Source organism: Paenibacillus sp. FSL H7-0756, assembly GCF_038006765.1.
In the GTDB taxonomy this organism is placed as follows: Bacteria; Bacillota; Bacilli; order Paenibacillales; family Paenibacillaceae; genus Paenibacillus_AQ.
Window position 1 is genome coordinate 343911 of the sequence record NZ_JBBOVT010000003.1, and the last position, 17956, is coordinate 361866.

General features: G+C 52.4%; 11 protein-coding genes. 9 read left to right on the plus strand and 2 right to left on the minus strand.

Annotation, left to right across the window (positions count from 1 at the left end):
- Positions 1 to 121 precede the first annotated feature (121 nt).
- Both NST04_RS27375 and NST04_RS27380 read left to right on the plus strand, forming a co-directional pair.
- The gene (locus NST04_RS27375; RefSeq protein WP_341187084.1) at positions 122 to 1198 is read left to right on the plus strand and encodes a Gfo/Idh/MocA family protein; all 1077 of its coding nucleotides are present in this window, start codon (positions 122 to 124) and stop codon (positions 1196 to 1198) included.
- A gap of 306 nt (positions 1199 to 1504) precedes the next feature.
- Positions 1505 to 3754, plus strand: coding sequence for a glycoside hydrolase family 9 protein (locus tag NST04_RS27380; protein WP_341187085.1), 2250 nt, complete (start codon positions 1505 to 1507; stop codon positions 3752 to 3754).
- Positions 3755 to 3971: 217 nt separating this feature from the next.
- On the opposite strand, the gene NST04_RS27385 is transcribed toward NST04_RS27380, so the two are convergent.
- On the minus strand, positions 3972 to 6251 hold the full coding sequence (locus NST04_RS27385) for a helix-turn-helix domain-containing protein (protein ID WP_341187086.1): 2280 nt from the start codon (positions 6249 to 6251) through the stop codon (positions 3972 to 3974).
- A 313-nt stretch (positions 6252 to 6564) separates the two neighbouring features.
- On the opposite strand from NST04_RS27385, the gene NST04_RS27390 reads away from it, so the two are divergent.
- Genes NST04_RS27390 through NST04_RS27405 form a run of 4 tightly spaced genes read left to right on the plus strand, consistent with a single transcriptional unit; the run spans position 6565 to position 11854 of the window.
- The gene (locus tag NST04_RS27390; RefSeq protein ID WP_341188066.1) at positions 6565 to 7458 is read left to right on the plus strand and encodes an ABC transporter permease; all 894 of its coding nucleotides are present in this window, start codon (positions 6565 to 6567) and stop codon (positions 7456 to 7458) included.
- A gap of 16 nt (positions 7459 to 7474) precedes the next feature.
- Entirely contained in the window at positions 7475 to 8341 is an 867-nt protein-coding gene (locus NST04_RS27395) for a carbohydrate ABC transporter permease (RefSeq protein ID WP_341187087.1), read from the plus strand.
- 39 nt (positions 8342 to 8380) lie between these two features.
- Positions 8381 to 9946 carry an extracellular solute-binding protein gene (locus NST04_RS27400; protein WP_341187088.1) on the plus strand — a complete coding sequence of 522 codons (1566 nt, stop codon included), beginning with the start codon at positions 8381 to 8383 and terminating at the stop codon, positions 9944 to 9946.
- A 24-nt stretch (positions 9947 to 9970) separates the two neighbouring features.
- Positions 9971 to 11854 carry a glycoside hydrolase family 20 zincin-like fold domain-containing protein gene (locus NST04_RS27405; protein WP_341187089.1) on the plus strand — a complete coding sequence of 628 codons (1884 nt, stop codon included), beginning with the start codon at positions 9971 to 9973 and terminating at the stop codon, positions 11852 to 11854.
- Positions 11855 to 11862: 8 nt separating this feature from the next.
- On the opposite strand, the gene NST04_RS27410 is transcribed toward NST04_RS27405, so the two are convergent.
- Complete coding sequence (locus NST04_RS27410; protein ID WP_341187090.1) at positions 11863 to 13794, minus strand: beta-N-acetylhexosaminidase; 1932 nt, start codon at positions 13792 to 13794, stop codon at positions 11863 to 11865.
- An 84-nt stretch (positions 13795 to 13878) separates the two neighbouring features.
- On the opposite strand from NST04_RS27410, the gene NST04_RS27415 reads away from it, so the two are divergent.
- The 3 genes from NST04_RS27415 (at position 13879) to NST04_RS27425 (ending at position 17737) form a co-directional block, all read left to right on the plus strand.
- Positions 13879 to 14733, plus strand: a complete 855-nt coding sequence (locus tag NST04_RS27415; RefSeq protein WP_341187091.1) for a helix-turn-helix transcriptional regulator — start codon at positions 13879 to 13881, stop codon at positions 14731 to 14733.
- A gap of 905 nt (positions 14734 to 15638) precedes the next feature.
- Positions 15639 to 17078: a sensor histidine kinase gene (locus NST04_RS27420; RefSeq protein ID WP_341187092.1), complete on the plus strand. Its 1440-nt coding sequence runs from the start codon at positions 15639 to 15641 to the stop codon at positions 17076 to 17078.
- Between the two features lie 23 nt (positions 17079 to 17101).
- A complete protein-coding gene (locus tag NST04_RS27425) occupies positions 17102 to 17737 on the plus strand; it encodes a response regulator (RefSeq protein ID WP_173136668.1) in 636 nt (211 codons plus the stop codon).
- Positions 17738 to 17956 lie beyond the last annotated feature (219 nt).

The following is a 17956-nucleotide window of genomic DNA, read 5'->3' on the forward strand; positions in this document are numbered from 1 at the left end:
ATTTGGAAAGTAGGTCCGGGAAGGGGAATCGGGCTATTCTACCCACGAAACTTAGTACTGGCGGGGCAGGGAAATACCAGAAATAGACCATAGTGAGTAATTACAGAAGGGGAGTGGGGTCATGGGAATCATCAGATTTGGACTGGTGGGCGGAGGCTGGCGGGCAGAATTCTATCTGCGGATCGCCAAGGCCCTTCCTGAGCGCTTTGCTATTGCGGCCATGTACGTCCGCAATAAGGATAAAGCCGAAGAATTGAAGAGAATATGGGGAGTTGAAGTGTACACCTCGCAGGAACTATTTCTTGCAGCGGGCGGTTATTCCTTCGCGGTAATCTGCCTGAACCGCGAAGTCAGCAAAGAAAGCATGATTAGACTGGCTGCCGAGGGGGTTCCCATCCTGGCCGAGACGCCTCCTGCGCCGGATCTGGAACAGCTTATTCAGCTATGGAATGCGGTGGACCGTTCAGCTGTCATCCAGATTGCAGAGCAGTATATGTTCCAGCCGATGCACGCAGCCAGAATCAGGCTGGCCAGCTCGGGACACCTCGGGAGGATCAGTCAGGCGCAGGTATCGGTGGCCCATGGCTATCACGGGATCAGCCTGATCCGCAAGCTGCTGGATGTCCGCTTCGAGCAGGCGGCTATCCGGGCCCGGAGCTTCGGTTCAGTTATTATGAAGGGGCCGCAGCGCAGCGGGCCTCCTCTTGCGGAGGAACTGATACAGACCGGGCAGACACTGGCTACCCTAGATTTCGGGGACAAGCTTGGAGTCTATGATTTCACCCGTGACCAGTATTTCTCCTGGATCCGGGCCAGCAGGCTGCTCGTCCGGGGAGAGCGCGGTGAAATCATGAATGACGAGGTATCCTGGCTACAGAGCTATGATACTCCGGTCTACACCAAGCTGCGGCGGATAGATGCCGGTCATGGCGGCAATCTGGAAGGCTTGTATCTCCGCGGAATCATGGGGGAGGGGGAGTGGCTGTACCGCAATCCATTTATTCCTGCCCGGCTCACGGATGAGGAGATTGCTATCGCCGAGTGCCTGGATAGAATGCAGCGGCATGTAGAGGGCGGCCCTTCATTCTACAGTCTGGCAGAGGGCTGCCAGGACCAATACCTGGCCCTGCTCATGGAGCAGGCGGCGGCCAGCGGGGAGACGGTCCTATCCGTTGCCCAGCCTTGGGCGGCGGAGTGACGTACAAAGAAACCTTTCCATGTCGGCGGAAAGGTTTCTTTTCTTATTGCATCGGACACTGACCCTATACACTTTGCCATGTATGTATTCATTTTCTTCGCTATCCGTAAAAAAGACGATATAAATAACAGATGAGGATTTAATTCCCATGATAGGACTGGTTATAATGCAGGTACACCGCTCCAAGGCGCAGCGGTTTACAGCCTGACATTTAGATGACTTCATGGAGGTGATTGGGTGAGGCGGGCGGCTTCATATAAATTACAGCACCTTGCACGTGAACAATGAAAGGGCGTGTACAAAGATATGAATTCACCAGATTCGGTTCAAGCTAGTGTAAGCGGCATATTTATAAGGGTTAACCAGGTTGGATACAGTCCGGCTGCGGGTAAAATAGCCATCGTATTATCAAGCACGGGCTTGAGCGGAGTTAGATATGATGTGTTCAATTCAAACAACACCTCGGTATTGAACGGAACCATTACCACAGCCAGTAAAGGGAGCTGGGGTGACGCGGGTGGTGCAAATTGTGCTTATTCCTATGCTATAGATTTCAGTGCACTAACTACTGCCGGAAGCGGATATTATATAAAAATCAACGCCTATAAGTCCCCGGTCTTCGCTATAAGCAATTCGGTTTACAGCAGTCTGGCCGACCTGTCCATGCAGTTCTTCAAAGTGCAGCGGTGTGGAAATACCAGTCCGCAGGATCATAGCGTATGCCATATGACGGGAACGAACTCATCCATTGACGGAAAGCCGGATGGTGCTTCCGGCACCAAGGACTTTACCGGGGGCTGGCATGATGCCTCGGATTATATCAAATTTCTGAGCACCATCGGACATGTTACGGATGTGATGCTAACGACTTATATCCACCATCCGGAAGTTTTTCCTGCTCCCGGAGGCGCGGCCGGAGCTTTGACGGAAGCGAAGGTAGGTCTTGATTTCATTCTCAAGCTGTGGGACAACACCAACCAGATTCTGTATATGGAAGTAGCCGACGGCCTGGACCATGATGTCGAGAATGATGATCTGGATTCCCGCAGCAAAACCTGGCCGCAAAATGACAATACGATCTATGGCGCGGCGCGTCCGGTGCATCCATGCCCTGCCGGTACAGGCGCAAACCTGGCCGGAAAAGCTGCAGCTGCCTTAGCACTAGGAGCTAAGATATGGGGAGATTCTGCCGGACCGGTCTATAATGCTGCATTAGCTGCCGGCTATTTGACTGCAGCCAAGCAGATCTACACCTGGGGGAAGACAAGGACAGGAATTGCTGGGGATGCGGACGGATTCTACGTGGATACGGACTATAAAGACGATATGGCCTGGGCGGCTGCCGAACTCTACCGGGCCACAGGTACCGCCGCCTATTTAACAGAAGCGAAATCGTTCTGTGACAGTGCGGGAGAATGGTACAACAAAAGTAACACGAGCCTCAACTGGTCCAGAGCCTATCACTGGGCAAACTATGAGGTCGCCTCCCTTGATCCGGCTTATAAGAATACTGCCGCAGGCCGGATGAATAATCATCTGAACCTGAAAAAGAATTATGCTGACGGGCAATTCTGGAATACCAGCAGTGAACCCAAATGGGGTACGTATGAAGCCATGAGCAATAATGCGGTAGAAGCCATGATGTATCAGGAATTAACCGGAAATACCACATATGCGGTTCTGGCCCAGCAGCAGATTGATTTCATGCTGGGAAGGAATCCGTGGGGCGTGAGTAAGTTAAATGGTGCGGGTACCACCTGGTTTAAAAATCCCCGCCACCGTGTAACCACATTGAACCGTGTGAATAACCCGAATTATCAGCTCCGCGGAGCCTGGAGCGAGGGGTTTGAGACCAGCAGCCAGTACGCTGTAGACCAGCAGGACCCGCTGCTTACCGGGCAGGAAGATCCGGGTATCGTGCAGTTCAATGACAACCGGATGATCTGGCATGATAACCGCAGAGATTATGCTACCAATGAGGTTACGATATCAGGCAATGCAGCGGGTATGGCGATGGCCGCCTTCATGGGAGGAGGCGCATCCTCAGGTGCACCAACCGACTATATTACAAATGGAGATGCCTATGTAAGAGACGGCACCTATGCGGCAACCAACTATGGAACAGCAGCAACAGTCGATGTAAAGGGAGATGCGGATGAGGGCTATAACCGGAAAGGGTTTGTAAGATTCGATCTTACCGGTCGTACTGGATCACCCGTTGCTTCTGCTCTCTTGAAGATATACTGTAATGCCGTATCTGCGTCAACGCCTGTGAAGGTATACGGACTTACCGGCAGTGATGAATGGATAGAGTCGGGAACAGGAGGCATCACCTGGAACAATCAGCCGGGCAGTACAGGTGCAGTGCTGGTTGGAACCATTCAGGTATCTACAGCCGGCTGGTACACTATCGATGCAACGGGGTTTGTGAACAGCCAGCTCGGCGGCGATAAGAAAATGACCTTCAAGCTGCAGGTTGAGAACAATAACGGTGCAACGATAAGCTTCAACAGCAAAGAAAACACAGCCAATAAACCGGTTCTGACTGTGAGTTAGGCAGTTGATTAAATAGGAACTACAGAGAATCCGGACTGGAACGGAAGGCTGCTGAGCTTAGATCAGCAGCCTTTTCTTTGAAATATAAGAATTTATATGTTTCACACGATAACTTATCCTTCTATTTCTCGCTGAAACGGTACCGTCCTTAAAAGGACGGCAAAGCCGTTTCCACTTGCGTGTGTATGAACCATCGAGGCGGAGGAAGCGGACCGCCTCAAGGCTCGTCTTCCACAGCGGGCATTCCTCCGCTGGCGTGGCTTTTGCGGTATTCGCCGGGCGTAAGGCCGGAGGCGCGTTTGAACATACGGATGAAGGAATTGACATTCAGGTAGCCGACCTGGAGTGCGATCTCCTGAATGCGCAGGTCGACGTTCATCAGCAGCTCCTTGGCATGGCTGATCCGCAGGTTGTTCAGATAGTCGCTGAAATTGATTCCTTGCTTCTCCTTGAAGAAGGTGGACAGATAGCCCGGACTCAGATTCAGCTTGTCTGCAACAAGATTCAGATTGATATTCTCTCCGTAGTGCTTATCCAGATAGTCCAGCATATAGGCAAGCACGGGGTCTCTGGTCTCGGATTTCTCCCGCATGGCGGCAAGGATCGGCCGGACCATTGCGTGAAGCCATTCCTTATACTGCCCGGTGGAATAGAAGCTTTCGAAGTTCTCCTTAAGGGCTGGCTGAATCAGTACAGCCTCCTCCAACCCCAGTTTCATTACCGTCTTGCCCGCCTGCTCCACCGCTCCCGCGGCAAAGGCCCGGAAATCTTCGGCCGCAGCGTCTTTCTGGTTCAACTGCTCCAGCTGCCTGGCCAGCCATCCCAGCACCGCTTCCTCATTGCCTGACAGCAGAAGGCCCGACAGCTCCTCCCCATGGGTTACTTTGACATGAAAGGAACGGGCCGATGAAGCACGCGGCTCCACGATAATCTGGGTTTCTTCGTTCAGCCTGCGTTCTTTAAGCAGTGAGGAGAGAATCCCGTAAGCACCGGTAATCGGAGTCTCTCCGGAGTAGACAGGACTTACCGCGATGGTCAAATAAAAGGCGGGCTCCACCTCCAGCAGCTCCTTCAGAGTCTGGAGTGTCTGAAGAATAGCGCTCTGCGGTCCGCATTGGAACAGCAACAGCAGCAGCTGGTTCTGCTCCGGCTGCACAGCCACTATATCCCCTTCGCTGCCCAGGAACAGGTGCTGGATCAGCTGCCACAGCATCAGGGTATCCTTCTCCGGGCTCTGGGACGGCTGCTTGAAGCTGAGCTTGAACAGCACGGCTGCATACGGCCGGTCTTCCGCTTGGGCATCCTCCAGATCCAGCAGATTGGGATTCAGGGGGATGTTCTTAATTTTATGGGAGTAGGCGTACTGGCGCACCAGCGAATTTTTATGCTCCAGATCGGTCTGAATGAATTGGTTGGTCTCCAGAATACGGCTCATGCGGTCCCCGATGATAGCGAATTCCTTCACGCTGCTTAGCTTATCCGCGCCTGTACCCGACTTGCGCTCCAGTGCTGCAATCAGCCGCTGCAGCGGCCGGTTAAGACGGTAACTGAAGAACAGCGAAAACAGAATACTGGTGAGCACGGCGGCAGTCAGCAGGGCGGCCAGCAGCAGCTGCATCTGGCGTATTCCGGAAGTCACTGCAGCGGCTGGTGTAACCTGGACATAAGTGAATCCGGTCTGTTCGCCTTTTTGATAGAAATAATATTGGTCTCCGACCTGCTCATGGTAGCTGATGCTCCCGGAGATATCGCCTAATATCGGCCGGTCTGCCGAGGTGGAGAACAGCATTACACCGTCTGCATCCAGAATATAGAACGGACTTGCGCTCCCATCCCCGTAAGCCGTTTGCAATTCGCGTGCATTCAGCATGACAATGCCATAGACCTCCTTATTGGGCAGAACCTGGGTGACCAGCGGCAGCAGCGATCCAAGCGGACGCGAGGAATTCATCGTACTCTCTCTAAAATTAGCTGCAGGCAGTACCCTCATGTACTGATTGCCCATCGTCTGCCGGCTCCAATACCCCGGCGGATACTCCTTGCTGGCATAATATTTGGAGAACATATCGTTCATACTGCTTGTGCCGTCCTTTTCAAAAACATAATCCGCTTCTTTGAAATAGAGAATGAAGTTCTCAATATGCAGGAACGGGTTGGAGTAGACGGTCGCCAGATCCGATTTGACCTCACGGACCACATCATAACGCCTGTTCTCGCGGACCTGGCTCAAGAGGCCCAGGTTGGCCGTCCATGTATGCGATCGGTTAAGGGTTAGAATGATGTTCTGTGTCAGCCGGAAATGGTTCTCGTAGCTCAGGGCGGTTTGCTTGAGACTCAGCTCATTCTGGCGGACCATCTCCTGATAGACCTTCTTGCTCAGATATAGATGAGAGAAAAGATTGAAAGAAGCCAGCAGCAGGATAACGCTGAGAAAGCTCAGCATTAGCTTCACGAACAAGGCGTTGAAAGCAAATTTAAAGTCTGTTCTTCTGCGCATGATGGTCCCCCTTGCTATGGACATTCTTTTTATACCATCATAGCTCCCGAAAGCTCACACGGACAATATGCACTTTCTTCTTTTTATACGCCGATTCTTAGAAAATCGCTAATCGGGCGATATGTAATATAACATGCTGATAGCGCTATCACTGATTTTATTCCTATAATTCAACCATAACTCCCGGCTTGAAAGGGGAAATAAGCTAACATCACTACAGTATTTAGGGGGAATGCGTATGGGGCAAGCAAATGCACTGCCGGAGAGAACCGCCGGGAGAAACCGGGAGCGGCCGCACCTGAGAGAACGGGTGATGAAGACCTGGAGAAGGAACAAATTATTATGGCTGCTGTTTCTTCCCTGTCTGCTGTATTATTTGATTTTCAAGTATCTGCCTATGTTCGGGTTGGTGATCACGTTTAAGGATTACAATCTGTTCAAGGGGATCTGGGCCAGTGACTGGGTGGGCTTCAAATACTACCGGATGTTTCTGGAGAACCCGGATTTCCTGCTGCTGATGAAGAATACCTTTCTACTTGGATTATACCGGCTGGTATTCGGCTTTCCTGCCCCGATCCTGCTCGCGATTCTGCTGAATGAGGTAAGGAAGGCATCCTTCAAACGCCTCGTGCAGACGGTAAGCTATCTTCCGCATTTCATCTCCAATGTCATTGTTGCCAGTATGGTGATTATGTTTCTCTCGCCAACGGGAGGGCTGATCAATAATCTGCTCGGGGGCCTTGGCATCGGACCTGTTAACTTCATGAACGAACCGGGTTTCTTCCGTATCATTTATGTACTCTCCGAAATCTGGCAGCATATCGGCTGGGAGACCATCATCTATCTGGCTGCGCTAACCGCCATTGATCCCCAGCTGTACGAAGCCGCAGAAATGGACGGAGCAGGCAGACTGCGGCGAATCTGGCATATTACGCTGCCGGGTATCTCTCCCGCGATTGTCATTACACTCATTCTGAATATCGGGCAGGTGCTGGAGATAGGCTTCGAGAAGGTCTTCTTGATGCAGAATCCGGCGATTTACGAAACTGCGGATATTATCAGCACTTATGTATACAGAGTCGGTATGCAGCAAGGTAATTTCAGCTACGGGGCTTCCATAGACCTATTCATGGGGATGATCAGTCTGGCCTTCATCTATAGTGCCAACTGGATTAGCCGCCGAATAAGTGAAACCAGTCTATGGTAGAAAAGAGGTGCTTATTATGAAATTCCGGATTAACCTGTTCAGTATAATCAATGGGATTGCGCTGCTGATGGTTGTGGCCGTTACGCTGTATCCGTTTGTACACATGCTGGCGGTGTCGCTTAGCAGTGATTCTAATGTCATCCAGAATAAAGTGTCTATCTGGCCCAAGGGCTTTAACCTTGACATGTATAAAGTGGTACTGGAGGACTCCAAGATCTGGGTGGCTTACAAGAACACGATCGTCTACACCTTTACGGGTACACTGATCTCCCTGCTCATCACCTCCACGGGAGCTTACGCCTTGTCGCGGAGCGATATGGCGCTGCGCAAAAGCTTGACCATGCTGATTGTGGTCACCATGTTCTTCAGCGGCGGGATGATTCCCACCTTCCTCGTGGTCCGCTCTTTGAATCTGGTCGATACCGTATGGGGGATGGTGCTGCCGGGTGCGGTGAGCACCTGGAATCTGATTCTGATGCGCACGTTCTTCGCGGGCATTCCGAAGGAGCTGGAGGAGTCGGGGCGTATGGACGGATTGAATGACATCGGTATCTTTGCCCGTATCATCGTGCCCTTGTCCAAAGCTTCATTTGCGACGATTGCGCTCTTCTATGCGGTGAGTATGTGGAATAATTTCCTCGGCCCGCTCTTGTATCTGCGCTCCTCGGAGCTGTTCCCGCTGCAGGTACTGCTGCGCAATATGGTCCTTGCCGGCACCTCCAGCTCAGGAGATGTAACCGGTATTGGGGGGGATAATCAGATTGTTGAAGAATCGCTGAAATATGCGACGATTATGGTATCAACACTTCCGATTCTGGCCGTGTATCCGTTTATCCAGAAGTATTTCGTCCAAGGCGCAATGATTGGAGCCGTCAAAGGCTGACAACGAACAGTACAATTCATAGGAATGGGAGTGGCTTATATGAGAAAATGGATGACTGCAAGTCTGCTTACCGTAATGGCATCGCTGCTTCTGTCCGGCTGCAGCGGCAACAATAAGAATGCAGCCGCGCCGGAAGCTGCTGTGCAGGAGGGCAGTGAAGGTTCCGGAAGTCCGTCTGCATTGCCGGTCAAGACCTTCACGGCGCTGCTGGACAACAATGCTACATTTCCTTATTCGGAGTCCTGGCCGGTCTGGAGGTGGCTGAAGGAGAAGACCGGTGTCACCCTGAAGGTGCAGACACCTTCCGGGGAGCTTGAAGAAAGCCTCAATCTGGCGATTGCCTCCAAAAACCTGCCGGACATCCTATATATGCCGAACCGTAAGGAATCTAACAAATTCGGCCAGCAAGGTGCTCTGGTGGATATCAAGGAGTATATGGACAAGATGCCGAACCTGAGCAAGTGGATCCAGCAGTATCCTGATGAAGCTAAGGCGGCGTTGTCTGCAGACGGGAAGATGTATATGTTCCCGAACCAGGGCTTCGGAGAGACGAACCGCTTAGTCTGGATGTACCGGAAGGATGTTTTTGACAAGGAAGGCTTGAAGGCGCCAACGACCTATGAGGAGCTTCATGAAGCTCTTCAGGTGTTGAAGGCGAAATATCCGGATAGCTTTCCGCTCTCCATCCGTTACGGGCAGAACCCCGATGAGCTGAATGCCAGCATGACGATAAACTTCGGAACCAGTGAGGGCGCATATTTTGATTTTGATAACAGTGAGTGGCATTACGGGCCAACAGAGCCCGCGTATAAGGAAATGCTCGGCATGTGGAAAAGCTTCTATGATGAAGGGCTGATTCCTCCGGATTTCCTCTCGCTGCAGACAAAGCAGTGGCAGGATATGGTATCTACCAGCAAGTCTTTTGTCACCGTCGATTATATCAGCCGGATTGATTTCTTCAACAATGCGATGCAGAAAGACAACCCTGAATACAACATGCAGTTCCTGGCTCCACCCGCAGGTCTGGCGGGCGGCAAGCAGCTCAATCCTTATTTTCACTATCTGGAGAGCGGTCTGACAGTGGCTTCGACCTCGAAGCAGATTGAAGACATCATGGCCTATATGGATTTCTTCTATACAGAGGAAGGGCGTACACTTGCCAGCTGGGGCAAGGAGGGGGAGACCTATACCAAAGAAGGCGGTACGATCAAGTTCAAGCCGGAATACAGCGATGTGACCGAAATGCGCAAGCAGACCGGGCTGCAAACCAGCGGCACGTATACCTGGATCGACTTCGATGCCCATCTGTCGCTGTTCTCCGATAACCTGAAGCATGCTTATGAAGAAGCGGCCAAGTATGACCCGTCCGCCATGCAGCCCCGCCCGGCCTTCACCGAGCAGGAGAATGAAGTGATCTCGCTTACCGGGGAAGCGATCAACAAGCACCGGGATGAGAGCTTCGCCAAATTCGTCACCGGCTCCCGAAATCTGGCCGAATGGGATAAGTATGTGGAGGAAATGAACAATCTGGGCGTGGATAAGCTGGTAGGCGTATATAAGGAAGCTTACGAACGTATGCAGAACGTGCAGCTGAGCGGGGAATAAAGCTGCAAGATAAGGAGGAGAGCCGTGTATAATTTACTGCCAGAACCACAACAGTTGAAGCTTGGGGACGGAAGCGCTTTTCAGATCAATGACGGAGTATGGCTGAGTCTGATGATGGAGCAGGAGGAGCCAAGGCTGGAGCGGCATTGCCGCCGTGCTTTTCCCGCGGCGAAGCTGGCCAGCTCCACAGAAGGCAGCGGCTATTCTCTGCTGCTGCACAGCGCGGCGGGAACGTCTGCTGGTGAGCGTCTGCAGAAAGGAGCGTTAGGAGGGGGCAGCGGTGAGAACGGCGTAGCGGGAGCCGGGCTAGTTGGAGTGCCGGAAGCGGAGCTTTCGCTGCTGGAAGGCCGGAAGGAGAGTTACCTGCTGGAGGTGTCTGAGCATCGCGTTCGCATCCGGGCTACGGATGCCGCCGGGCTGTATTATGGGCTCCAGACCTTGCTGCAGTTGCGGAATCCGCAGGGAGAGATATTCGCAGTCACCATTATGGACTGGCCGGATACCCGTTTGCGTGCGATGAACTATGACCTCCGCCAGACCTTCTCGAAGCCGGAGCTGCTGGTCCGTTATTTGGCTGATTTCTCCACCTACAAGATCAATGCGGTCCTGATCGAATACGAAGACAAGTTTCCGTTCCGGAAGTATCCGGAGCTGACGCACCCGCAGCATGCGCTGAATCCGGAGCAGCTGGAGGCGCTGCTGGGCGCTGCGAAGGAGCATTTTATCGAGATTATTCCGCTTCAGCAGAGCTTCGGGCATCTGGAATATGTGCTTCGGCACGACCGTTGGCGGCATCTCCGGGAGACTGAGTCTTCCACTGGAGAAATCTGCCCGTCCCGTCCGGAATCCTATCAGCTCATTACGGATTTGCTGGAGGAGATGATGGAGGCTCATCCAGACTCCCCTTATATTCATCTAGGCTGTGATGAAGTGTATAGCTTGTGTGAGTGTGCGCAATGCCGGGAAGCCTTCGGCGGAATCCGGGAGCGGGCCTTCATCGCCTTTCTGAACCGGCTGATTGAATTCACTTCAAGCCGGGGCAGAACGCCGGTATTCTGGCATGACATGCTGGATAAATGCCCGCCTCAGGAACTGGCGAAGCTGGACCCGCGCGGTGTAGCGATGATCTGGATTTATAACGGCCGCAATATTGAAGCGGAGGTCTCAGAGCTTGCGGACAAATTCCGGGCTCTCGGCATTGAAGTGATGGGGGCACCGGCGGTCCGCAGCTTCGACTCGGCAGAGCATCAGAATTATCCCGTGCTGGATAACCGGACGGATAATCTGCGGCAGTGGGCTGAAGCAGCCGGTCGTCTCCACCTTGATTGCGTGGTGGCTACGAACTGGACCGGCCCGTTCAGTCTGGGAGTCCCTTACGGAATCTTTGAAACGACCTGGTATCCCATGCTGCTTCATGCTGAGCTGGCCTGGAACCGGCAGGCGGATACGGAGACTTACATTGACCGCTTCCTGGAGCGGTTCCACGGCATTCCTGCCGGGAAGGCGCATGAGCTTCAGGGAAGGTACAGGCTGGAGGATTATTATAATCTGATCTGGAAGCTGGTTAATGAAGTCCGGCTGGGCAAAGATGCAGCCGGACTGATTGCGGTGATGCATGATTTTGAAGAGGCTACAGATCGTTCGCGGGCTATCCATAAATACGTCTACCGCTGGGAGATGTATCCCGGGGATGAGGCGGAATGGCAGTCTCTGCTGAACACTTATCAGCATAACCGCCGTGGGCGAGAGGCGGTCCGCCCGCGCATGACAGCAGCATTGGAACAGTATCAGTCTCCCGATATGGCCGCTCATTTTGTAAGCTCGCGTTTCTTTCTGCATGATTATCTGGAGCGGACCTTATACCATATGATGGGGCTTCATTTGGATCACTCAGCAACCAGTTGGTAGAAGAAGCTTTACTCCACAGCCGCCCCGCTCAGCTTGGCGGCTAGTGCTGCATATTCCCCGCGCAGACGCACCAGCTTCGAGACACTGCGCTCCAGGCCGCCCGGCCGGTTGCGCCGGGTCCATAGCTGGCGGTACTGGTGCAGCAGCAGATCCAGGTCATGGATCAGCGCCTCAACGAGTGCTGCCTGGGGCTGCGAATCGGCTGCGGCGAGCTGCTGCTTGAGGCGGGTGAGCTGCACGGCATGCTTCACGAAGTGAATGCCGCTCTGTAGCTCTTCTATGACCAATCCGGCATCGCTGCATTCCAGAACCGGCTGCTCAAGCCGGGCTTCAAGGCCGAGGATGTACTGCTCAAGCCTGTCAAGCTGCTCTACAGTCAGCTTCGTAGCCAGCTGCACATGCTCCAGATGGCTGCGCAGCAGCATGGACATCTCCGTATCATTCGGGCGGACTGTGCCCGACTCCAGCTTATAGTAGTTGCCCAGATCAAGCAGCAGTTGCCCGATGGTTCCAGAGCGGTCTTGGAAGACTGCCGTGTTCAGATAATGTGCCACATCCGCCTCCAGATTCCCCTCTACATTCCAGGCCAGCGCTGCCCCGTAAGCAAATCCGGCATAGCTGACCGGCAGCTGCTGCCAGTGGCCGAAATCGCCCCAGTCGGTAATCAGGTAGCCGATAGCACCGCTTCTCTTGCCATGTACCGCAGCACTGCGCAGATTGGCGAGCATGTTGTCCGTTCGCCCGGTGAGTGAGTTCCAGGAGCTGGTTCCAGGGCAGACATAGAACGGGATGCCTGCTTCCTTGAATTTGCGGGTATCCGCTTCAAACGGATGGGCCGCGCTGTACCCCCACTCCATGGCGATGATATCCTTCGGCAGCCGGGGGATCAGCTCGGGATGCTGGATGATGATATCGCCCCAGAATTGCATGGTTTTGCCGCGCTGCTTGACCAGTCCGTGAATCTTCTGCAGGAAGGAGAGGTATAGCTCACCTTTGCCGGAAGACTCGGCCAGCGCCTGACTTGCGCCAAGTCCCAGTTCATAGGTCTCATCGCAGCCGACGTTGAACATCTCCGAGCTGAAATAGGGAAGGAGGTCGTCGTACATCGTGCCCAGAAGCTGCAGTACCTCAGGGTCCTCCGTATGGAAGGTGCCGGGATGCATGAACAATCCTTCCGGGTATAAATCGCTATCATACATCTGATCCGGGAGCATGAAGCCCGCGGGAATCTCTGCCAGGTGGTTGAACTCCGGCCGGGTCAGCCAGCCCTCCATATGGCCGAAGCTATTTTGATTAGGCACCAGCTCAATGTACCGCTCGCGGCAATAGGCATCCAGCAGCAGAATTTCATCGCCGGTGAGCGGAGTTTCCAGCTCCCACACCTGCGGGAAGGACTCATAAGCAAAAGGAGCTCCTTCTATATATAGCTGCAGCTGATTCAGCTTGAGATCCGCCATGAGATCAATGATCCGGTAGAGGGTATCCAGCGTGGGGATTTTGTTGCGGCTGATATCAAGCATCAGTCCTCTGGCTGCGAAATCCGGCTGATCGCAGATATGCAGATAAGGCAGTGTCCGGCCGCACTGCTGCAGGAGCTGCTTCAGCGTCGCCGCTGCATAATAAGCGCCTTGCGGAGAACCGTAAGCGGCAATGAGTCCTTTTTCGTTAATGTGCAGCTCGTAGGCTCCTTCTGCAAGCAGTGAGTTATGGCGGAAAGTGCAAGCCGGAACTGTGGCAGACCGCTGGCCTATGGACAGAGGCAGATGGAGACGGACCACCTCGGAAGCGGTCTGTTGAAGCCTGCGCGCTGCGGGAAGGGCGGATACCGGGTCCTCACCGGCCAGCACAATGCTGCCCCGGGAAGGAAGGTGGAACTGTCCTGCGGATACCGTGATCTTTTGCGGCCGGGGAAAAAGCTGTAAGTGAACAACATCAGACATAGCGTGGACACCTCTTATTCATGTAGAATATGATCATCTTCATTATCAACATATCACTCCTGAACACATGGAGGAATGCAGTGTATGCTCAAGCTCATGGATTATATGATCAGTCCGTATCCAGTAAGAATTATTGATCCGAAGGTGGAGGCCGCCAGGCTGCGCCTGAAGTCGATTCGTGTCGGGCAAGCCGGCCATCTGCCGGGAAGAACGCTGTTTCGTTCGGGGGTCACCTTTGAACACTGGGCCCTTGTATATATAGTCGCAGGAGGCGGAACTTATACGGAGAACGGAGGACCAGAGCAGCAGGTCCATGAGGGAAGCCTGTTTTTTTTCAGACCCGGTTATAACTACAGCTTCGGACCGCCGCCAGGCGGGTATTGGGATGAATACTATATTAATTTCAGCGGAAGCCGTGTCACTGAATGGCTGGAAGCCGGAATGATTGCGGGTGGAGAGGTAACCCGGGGGGATAAGGCCGAAGGGCTGGAAGCGTCTTTTGAAAAGGTTCTGGCGTATATGACCGGGGATGTCCCCGGTGATGCGGACCGGGCTGCGCTGCTGCTGGAGGAGATGCTGCTGGAATGCTCGCTGCAGCTCCAGGGCAGCCGCCGCCCGTGGCAGCAGGAAGCGATGCCGCTGATCCGGGAGGCGCTAAATGCCTGTATCTATGAAAAGCCGGATCTGCCGCGCATAGCCGAAGACCTGCATCTCTCCATGTCTACACTCCGGCGCACCGTGCGGCGGAGCAGCGGGTACCCCCTGCATGAATATATCCACCGGCTGAAGATGGCCGAGGCCAAGCATTTGCTGCTAAATACCTCCCTGCAGGTGCAGGAGATAGCGGGAATGCTTCATTATAGGGATAGCTTTTATTTTTCAAGGCTATTCAAAAAATATATGGGCCTCTCTCCGCAGACCTGCCGGAATCATGTATGACAAGTGGAAACAGAAGATTAAGTTATCGTTTGAAACATATAAATTCTTATATTTTATAAAAAAACGACATTTTTCTACTTATTTCCTCAAAATGAGCTTGGAATAATGTCGTATTTTGCAGATTTTTGTTGACATGCAGAAAAAAACAGTGCTATGCTCTAGATAATATTAGCAGTTCTAGAATAGTACTTCTAGACTATGCCGGAGATGAGACTATTGAGAGAGTATTACTGCATCAGTTGCCGCAGTCTCCATAAAGTGGTAGGACCTAGTCATACCTTGCGTATTTTGTCCACCGGGTATCATATCGTTGGTGAACAGCGCTATCAAATTTGTATATGCAATAAAGCCAAGCTGGAGCAAGCTGTTCCGGCGGCGACTGAATAGACTGTGCCGGATGAATTCACCGGATAACTGAAGAGACCCTGTCTTTTAAAGAGCCTGTCCCTGGGAGGGAGAGGCTCTTTGTCATGCCCGGAGCGGAGCTGGATAATTTTGCATACGCTATCATTTGAGAAGCTGGATATAGATGGTTAATTTTTTATGAAAAAAGAATAATTATACCCATTTTATTTTCAAAGTAAACGCTATCATTAGAAATCGAAACTTGTTATTGTGATTTTTCTCATGTATGATGCTTTTAAACATAGCTTAGAATAAACTCGAATTTTCCACAAACTGGAGAATAGGGTGGTGGGATGAACATTAAATTAACAGTAGAAGATCGCACTATCGCCTTTTTTAGAATCTTTTCTTTGTCCCTCACATCGTTTATGTACCTCATGGTTCCTGCGGGACCTTCCGTAATATACAAATCCCTACTAATCATTGTGCTATTCTTATTTGCCCAACTTTTCCCGTACTATTACCGGAGGTTCCATGCAAAAGCCCGTCCTCTCATGCTAATGATCAGTATGGAGACGGCACTCATTGCGGTGTTGATGTTATTTACTGGAGGATACGATAGTCCTTTTAAGCTATATGTACTGAATCCGGTGCTGTTTGCGGCGGGTGCGCTCTCTTTATATTTTACCTGGAGCCTGATCCTGGGTTATATTGCCATGGTGGCGGTATCGGGCTATATGGAATCCGGTTCTCCCGGTCCTACGATTGCTGAAATTATGCTTGCCAATGGTAACCTGTTTCTAGCCCTGGCTCTCGCGGTTATAGTTATGCAGATGGTTAAGGGGATAAAGCGGCAGCGGGAGGAAGCGAACGCGCGGACCAACGATACCATGGAGCATATCAAATCGCTTTATCACATCGTGGAAACATCGAGCCAGCATGACTTCATGAATATTGGCCAAGTCATTACCGACTATGTGGTCAAGCTTACCAAGCTGGAGAAGGCCCTGTTCTGGTTCGCCAAAAAGAGCGGGGAGCCTGCTCCGCAGAGCCGCCAGACAGGATGGCAGCATGAGGAGGAGCGCTTTCTGTTCATGGAGCTGGAGAAGCATGAGCATGAATGGAGGCTGCAGCGTGAACCGGTATTTAAGAGTATGCCGGGAATCGGCGACTTCCTGCTGATGCCGGTAAGAATGAGCACACGGTTCGTCGGTATGATCGGAGTGAAGCTGGAAGCGTCGGAAGGGCTGGAGGGCCGCAGATGGTACATCCAGCAGCTGATGTTCCTGTCGGAGCTGAGTGCGATTATTCTGGAGCGCCACGAGCTGGGCGTGATCGAGAACCGGCTGATCATCACGAACGAGCAGAACCGGATAGCCGATGAGATGCACGACAGTGTCTCCCAGAGTCTTTTCGGAATCGTCTACGCGACCCATTCCCTGAAGCAGACCTGGCGTAAGATGTCTGATAGGGAGCTGGAGGAGCAGATTGAGCTTATCCATGATTCAGCCACCAAGGTGGCCAAGGAGCTGCGGATTACCATCTACAGCCTCAGCTCCAAGAAGAGCGGCGGCCCAAGCTGGCTTGGGATGGTGCGCTCGCATCTGAAAAGCCTCTCCCGGCTTAACGATGTTGAGATTGAACTGAAAATAACGGGGGATGATTTCAGTCTCCCTTATCCTTACCACAAGGCACTCTTCCGGATTATCTCCGAAGCTACCGGCAACGCCATACGACATGGTGCTGCCAGCCGGGTGGATGTAGAACTGTCGCTTAAGCCGAAATGGATTAGACTATCAATTGTCGACGATGGTGTCGGCTTCGAGGCCGATCTGATCTTGGCTGAATCCGAGGATCACTCAGGCGGACTGGGAATGAAGAATATGCAATATCTGGCACAGTCCCTTGGAGGCGATTTCCAGTTAACCAGCAGTGAGAACGCTGGAACCAGAATTTTAATCTCTATACCTGTCGGTGTGGCTGAACTGAAAAATGCATAAACTTTAGGCAGGAGGTCGTTCAAGTGAAAATCGTCATTGTTGATGATCACCCTTTGGTGAGAAGAGGATTGGCATCTGTGATATCGATGCAGTCCAATCTGCAGTTTGCCGGCGAAGCAACGAATGGCCAAGAAGCTCTTCTCGTTATTGAGGAGATACAGCCTGATCTTGTGCTGATTGATCTGAAGCTTGCCGATGAATCGGGCCTGGATATTATCAAGGAAGCACGTGTACGCGGGTTCTCATGCAAGTTCATCCTGCTTACGTCCTCAGCCAGCCGGGAAGATTTCCTGAAGGCGGAGGAAGTGCTGGTAGACGGTTATGTACTGAAGGAAGCTCTGCCCGAGGAATTGCTGTTCGCAATTCAACTGGTTCACAAGGGCAGGAAGTATTACGATCCCGGGCTGATGGAAGACAAGATGCGCATGAGCGGCAACAGTCCGACCGATGAGCTTACACCCAAAGAGAAGGAAGTTCTGATCGAGCTGGGCCAGGGGGCCTGTAACCGTGAGATTGCTTCACGCCTGTTCATCAGCGAATTCACCGTCAAGAAGCATGTCAGCCAGATTCTGGCGAAGCTGCAGGTGGCGGACCGGACGCAGGCGGCCCTATACGCCAATGCGGTCGGGCTTACCAAATATGAGATGTCATACGATTAATAATCATCCCTGTGAATGATCGGGGACGGAGCACGGACAATACTGTCCGTGTTTTTTTGCGTTCCGGGAAAGCGGAAAATCGGAGTACGGCCCAAATGTATGCGAAAAACAGCATACATTTTACTCGCCAGCAGGCCCACGGCCCGAATGTATGCGAAAAACAGCATACATTGGACTCGCAAGCGGGCACACGGCCCAATGTATATGAAAAACAGCATA

Coding starts and splice junctions, on each gene's coding strand:
- NST04_RS27410 (WP_341187090.1), bottom strand. CDS start 13,794: ATGTCTGATGTTGTTCACTTACAGCTTTTTCCCCGGCCGCAAAAGATC.
- NST04_RS27380 (WP_341187085.1), top strand. CDS start 1,505: ATGAATTCACCAGATTCGGTTCAAGCTAGTGTAAGCGGCATATTTATA.
- NST04_RS27390 (WP_341188066.1), top strand. CDS start 6,565: ATGAAGACCTGGAGAAGGAACAAATTATTATGGCTGCTGTTTCTTCCC.
- NST04_RS27400 (WP_341187088.1), top strand. CDS start 8,381: ATGAGAAAATGGATGACTGCAAGTCTGCTTACCGTAATGGCATCGCTG.
- NST04_RS27375 (WP_341187084.1), top strand. CDS start 122: ATGGGAATCATCAGATTTGGACTGGTGGGCGGAGGCTGGCGGGCAGAA.
- NST04_RS27420 (WP_341187092.1), top strand. CDS start 15,639: ATGATCAGTATGGAGACGGCACTCATTGCGGTGTTGATGTTATTTACT.
- NST04_RS27385 (WP_341187086.1), bottom strand. CDS start 6,251: ATGCGCAGAAGAACAGACTTTAAATTTGCTTTCAACGCCTTGTTCGTG.
- NST04_RS27415 (WP_341187091.1), top strand. CDS start 13,879: ATGCTCAAGCTCATGGATTATATGATCAGTCCGTATCCAGTAAGAATT.
- NST04_RS27395 (WP_341187087.1), top strand. CDS start 7,475: ATGAAATTCCGGATTAACCTGTTCAGTATAATCAATGGGATTGCGCTG.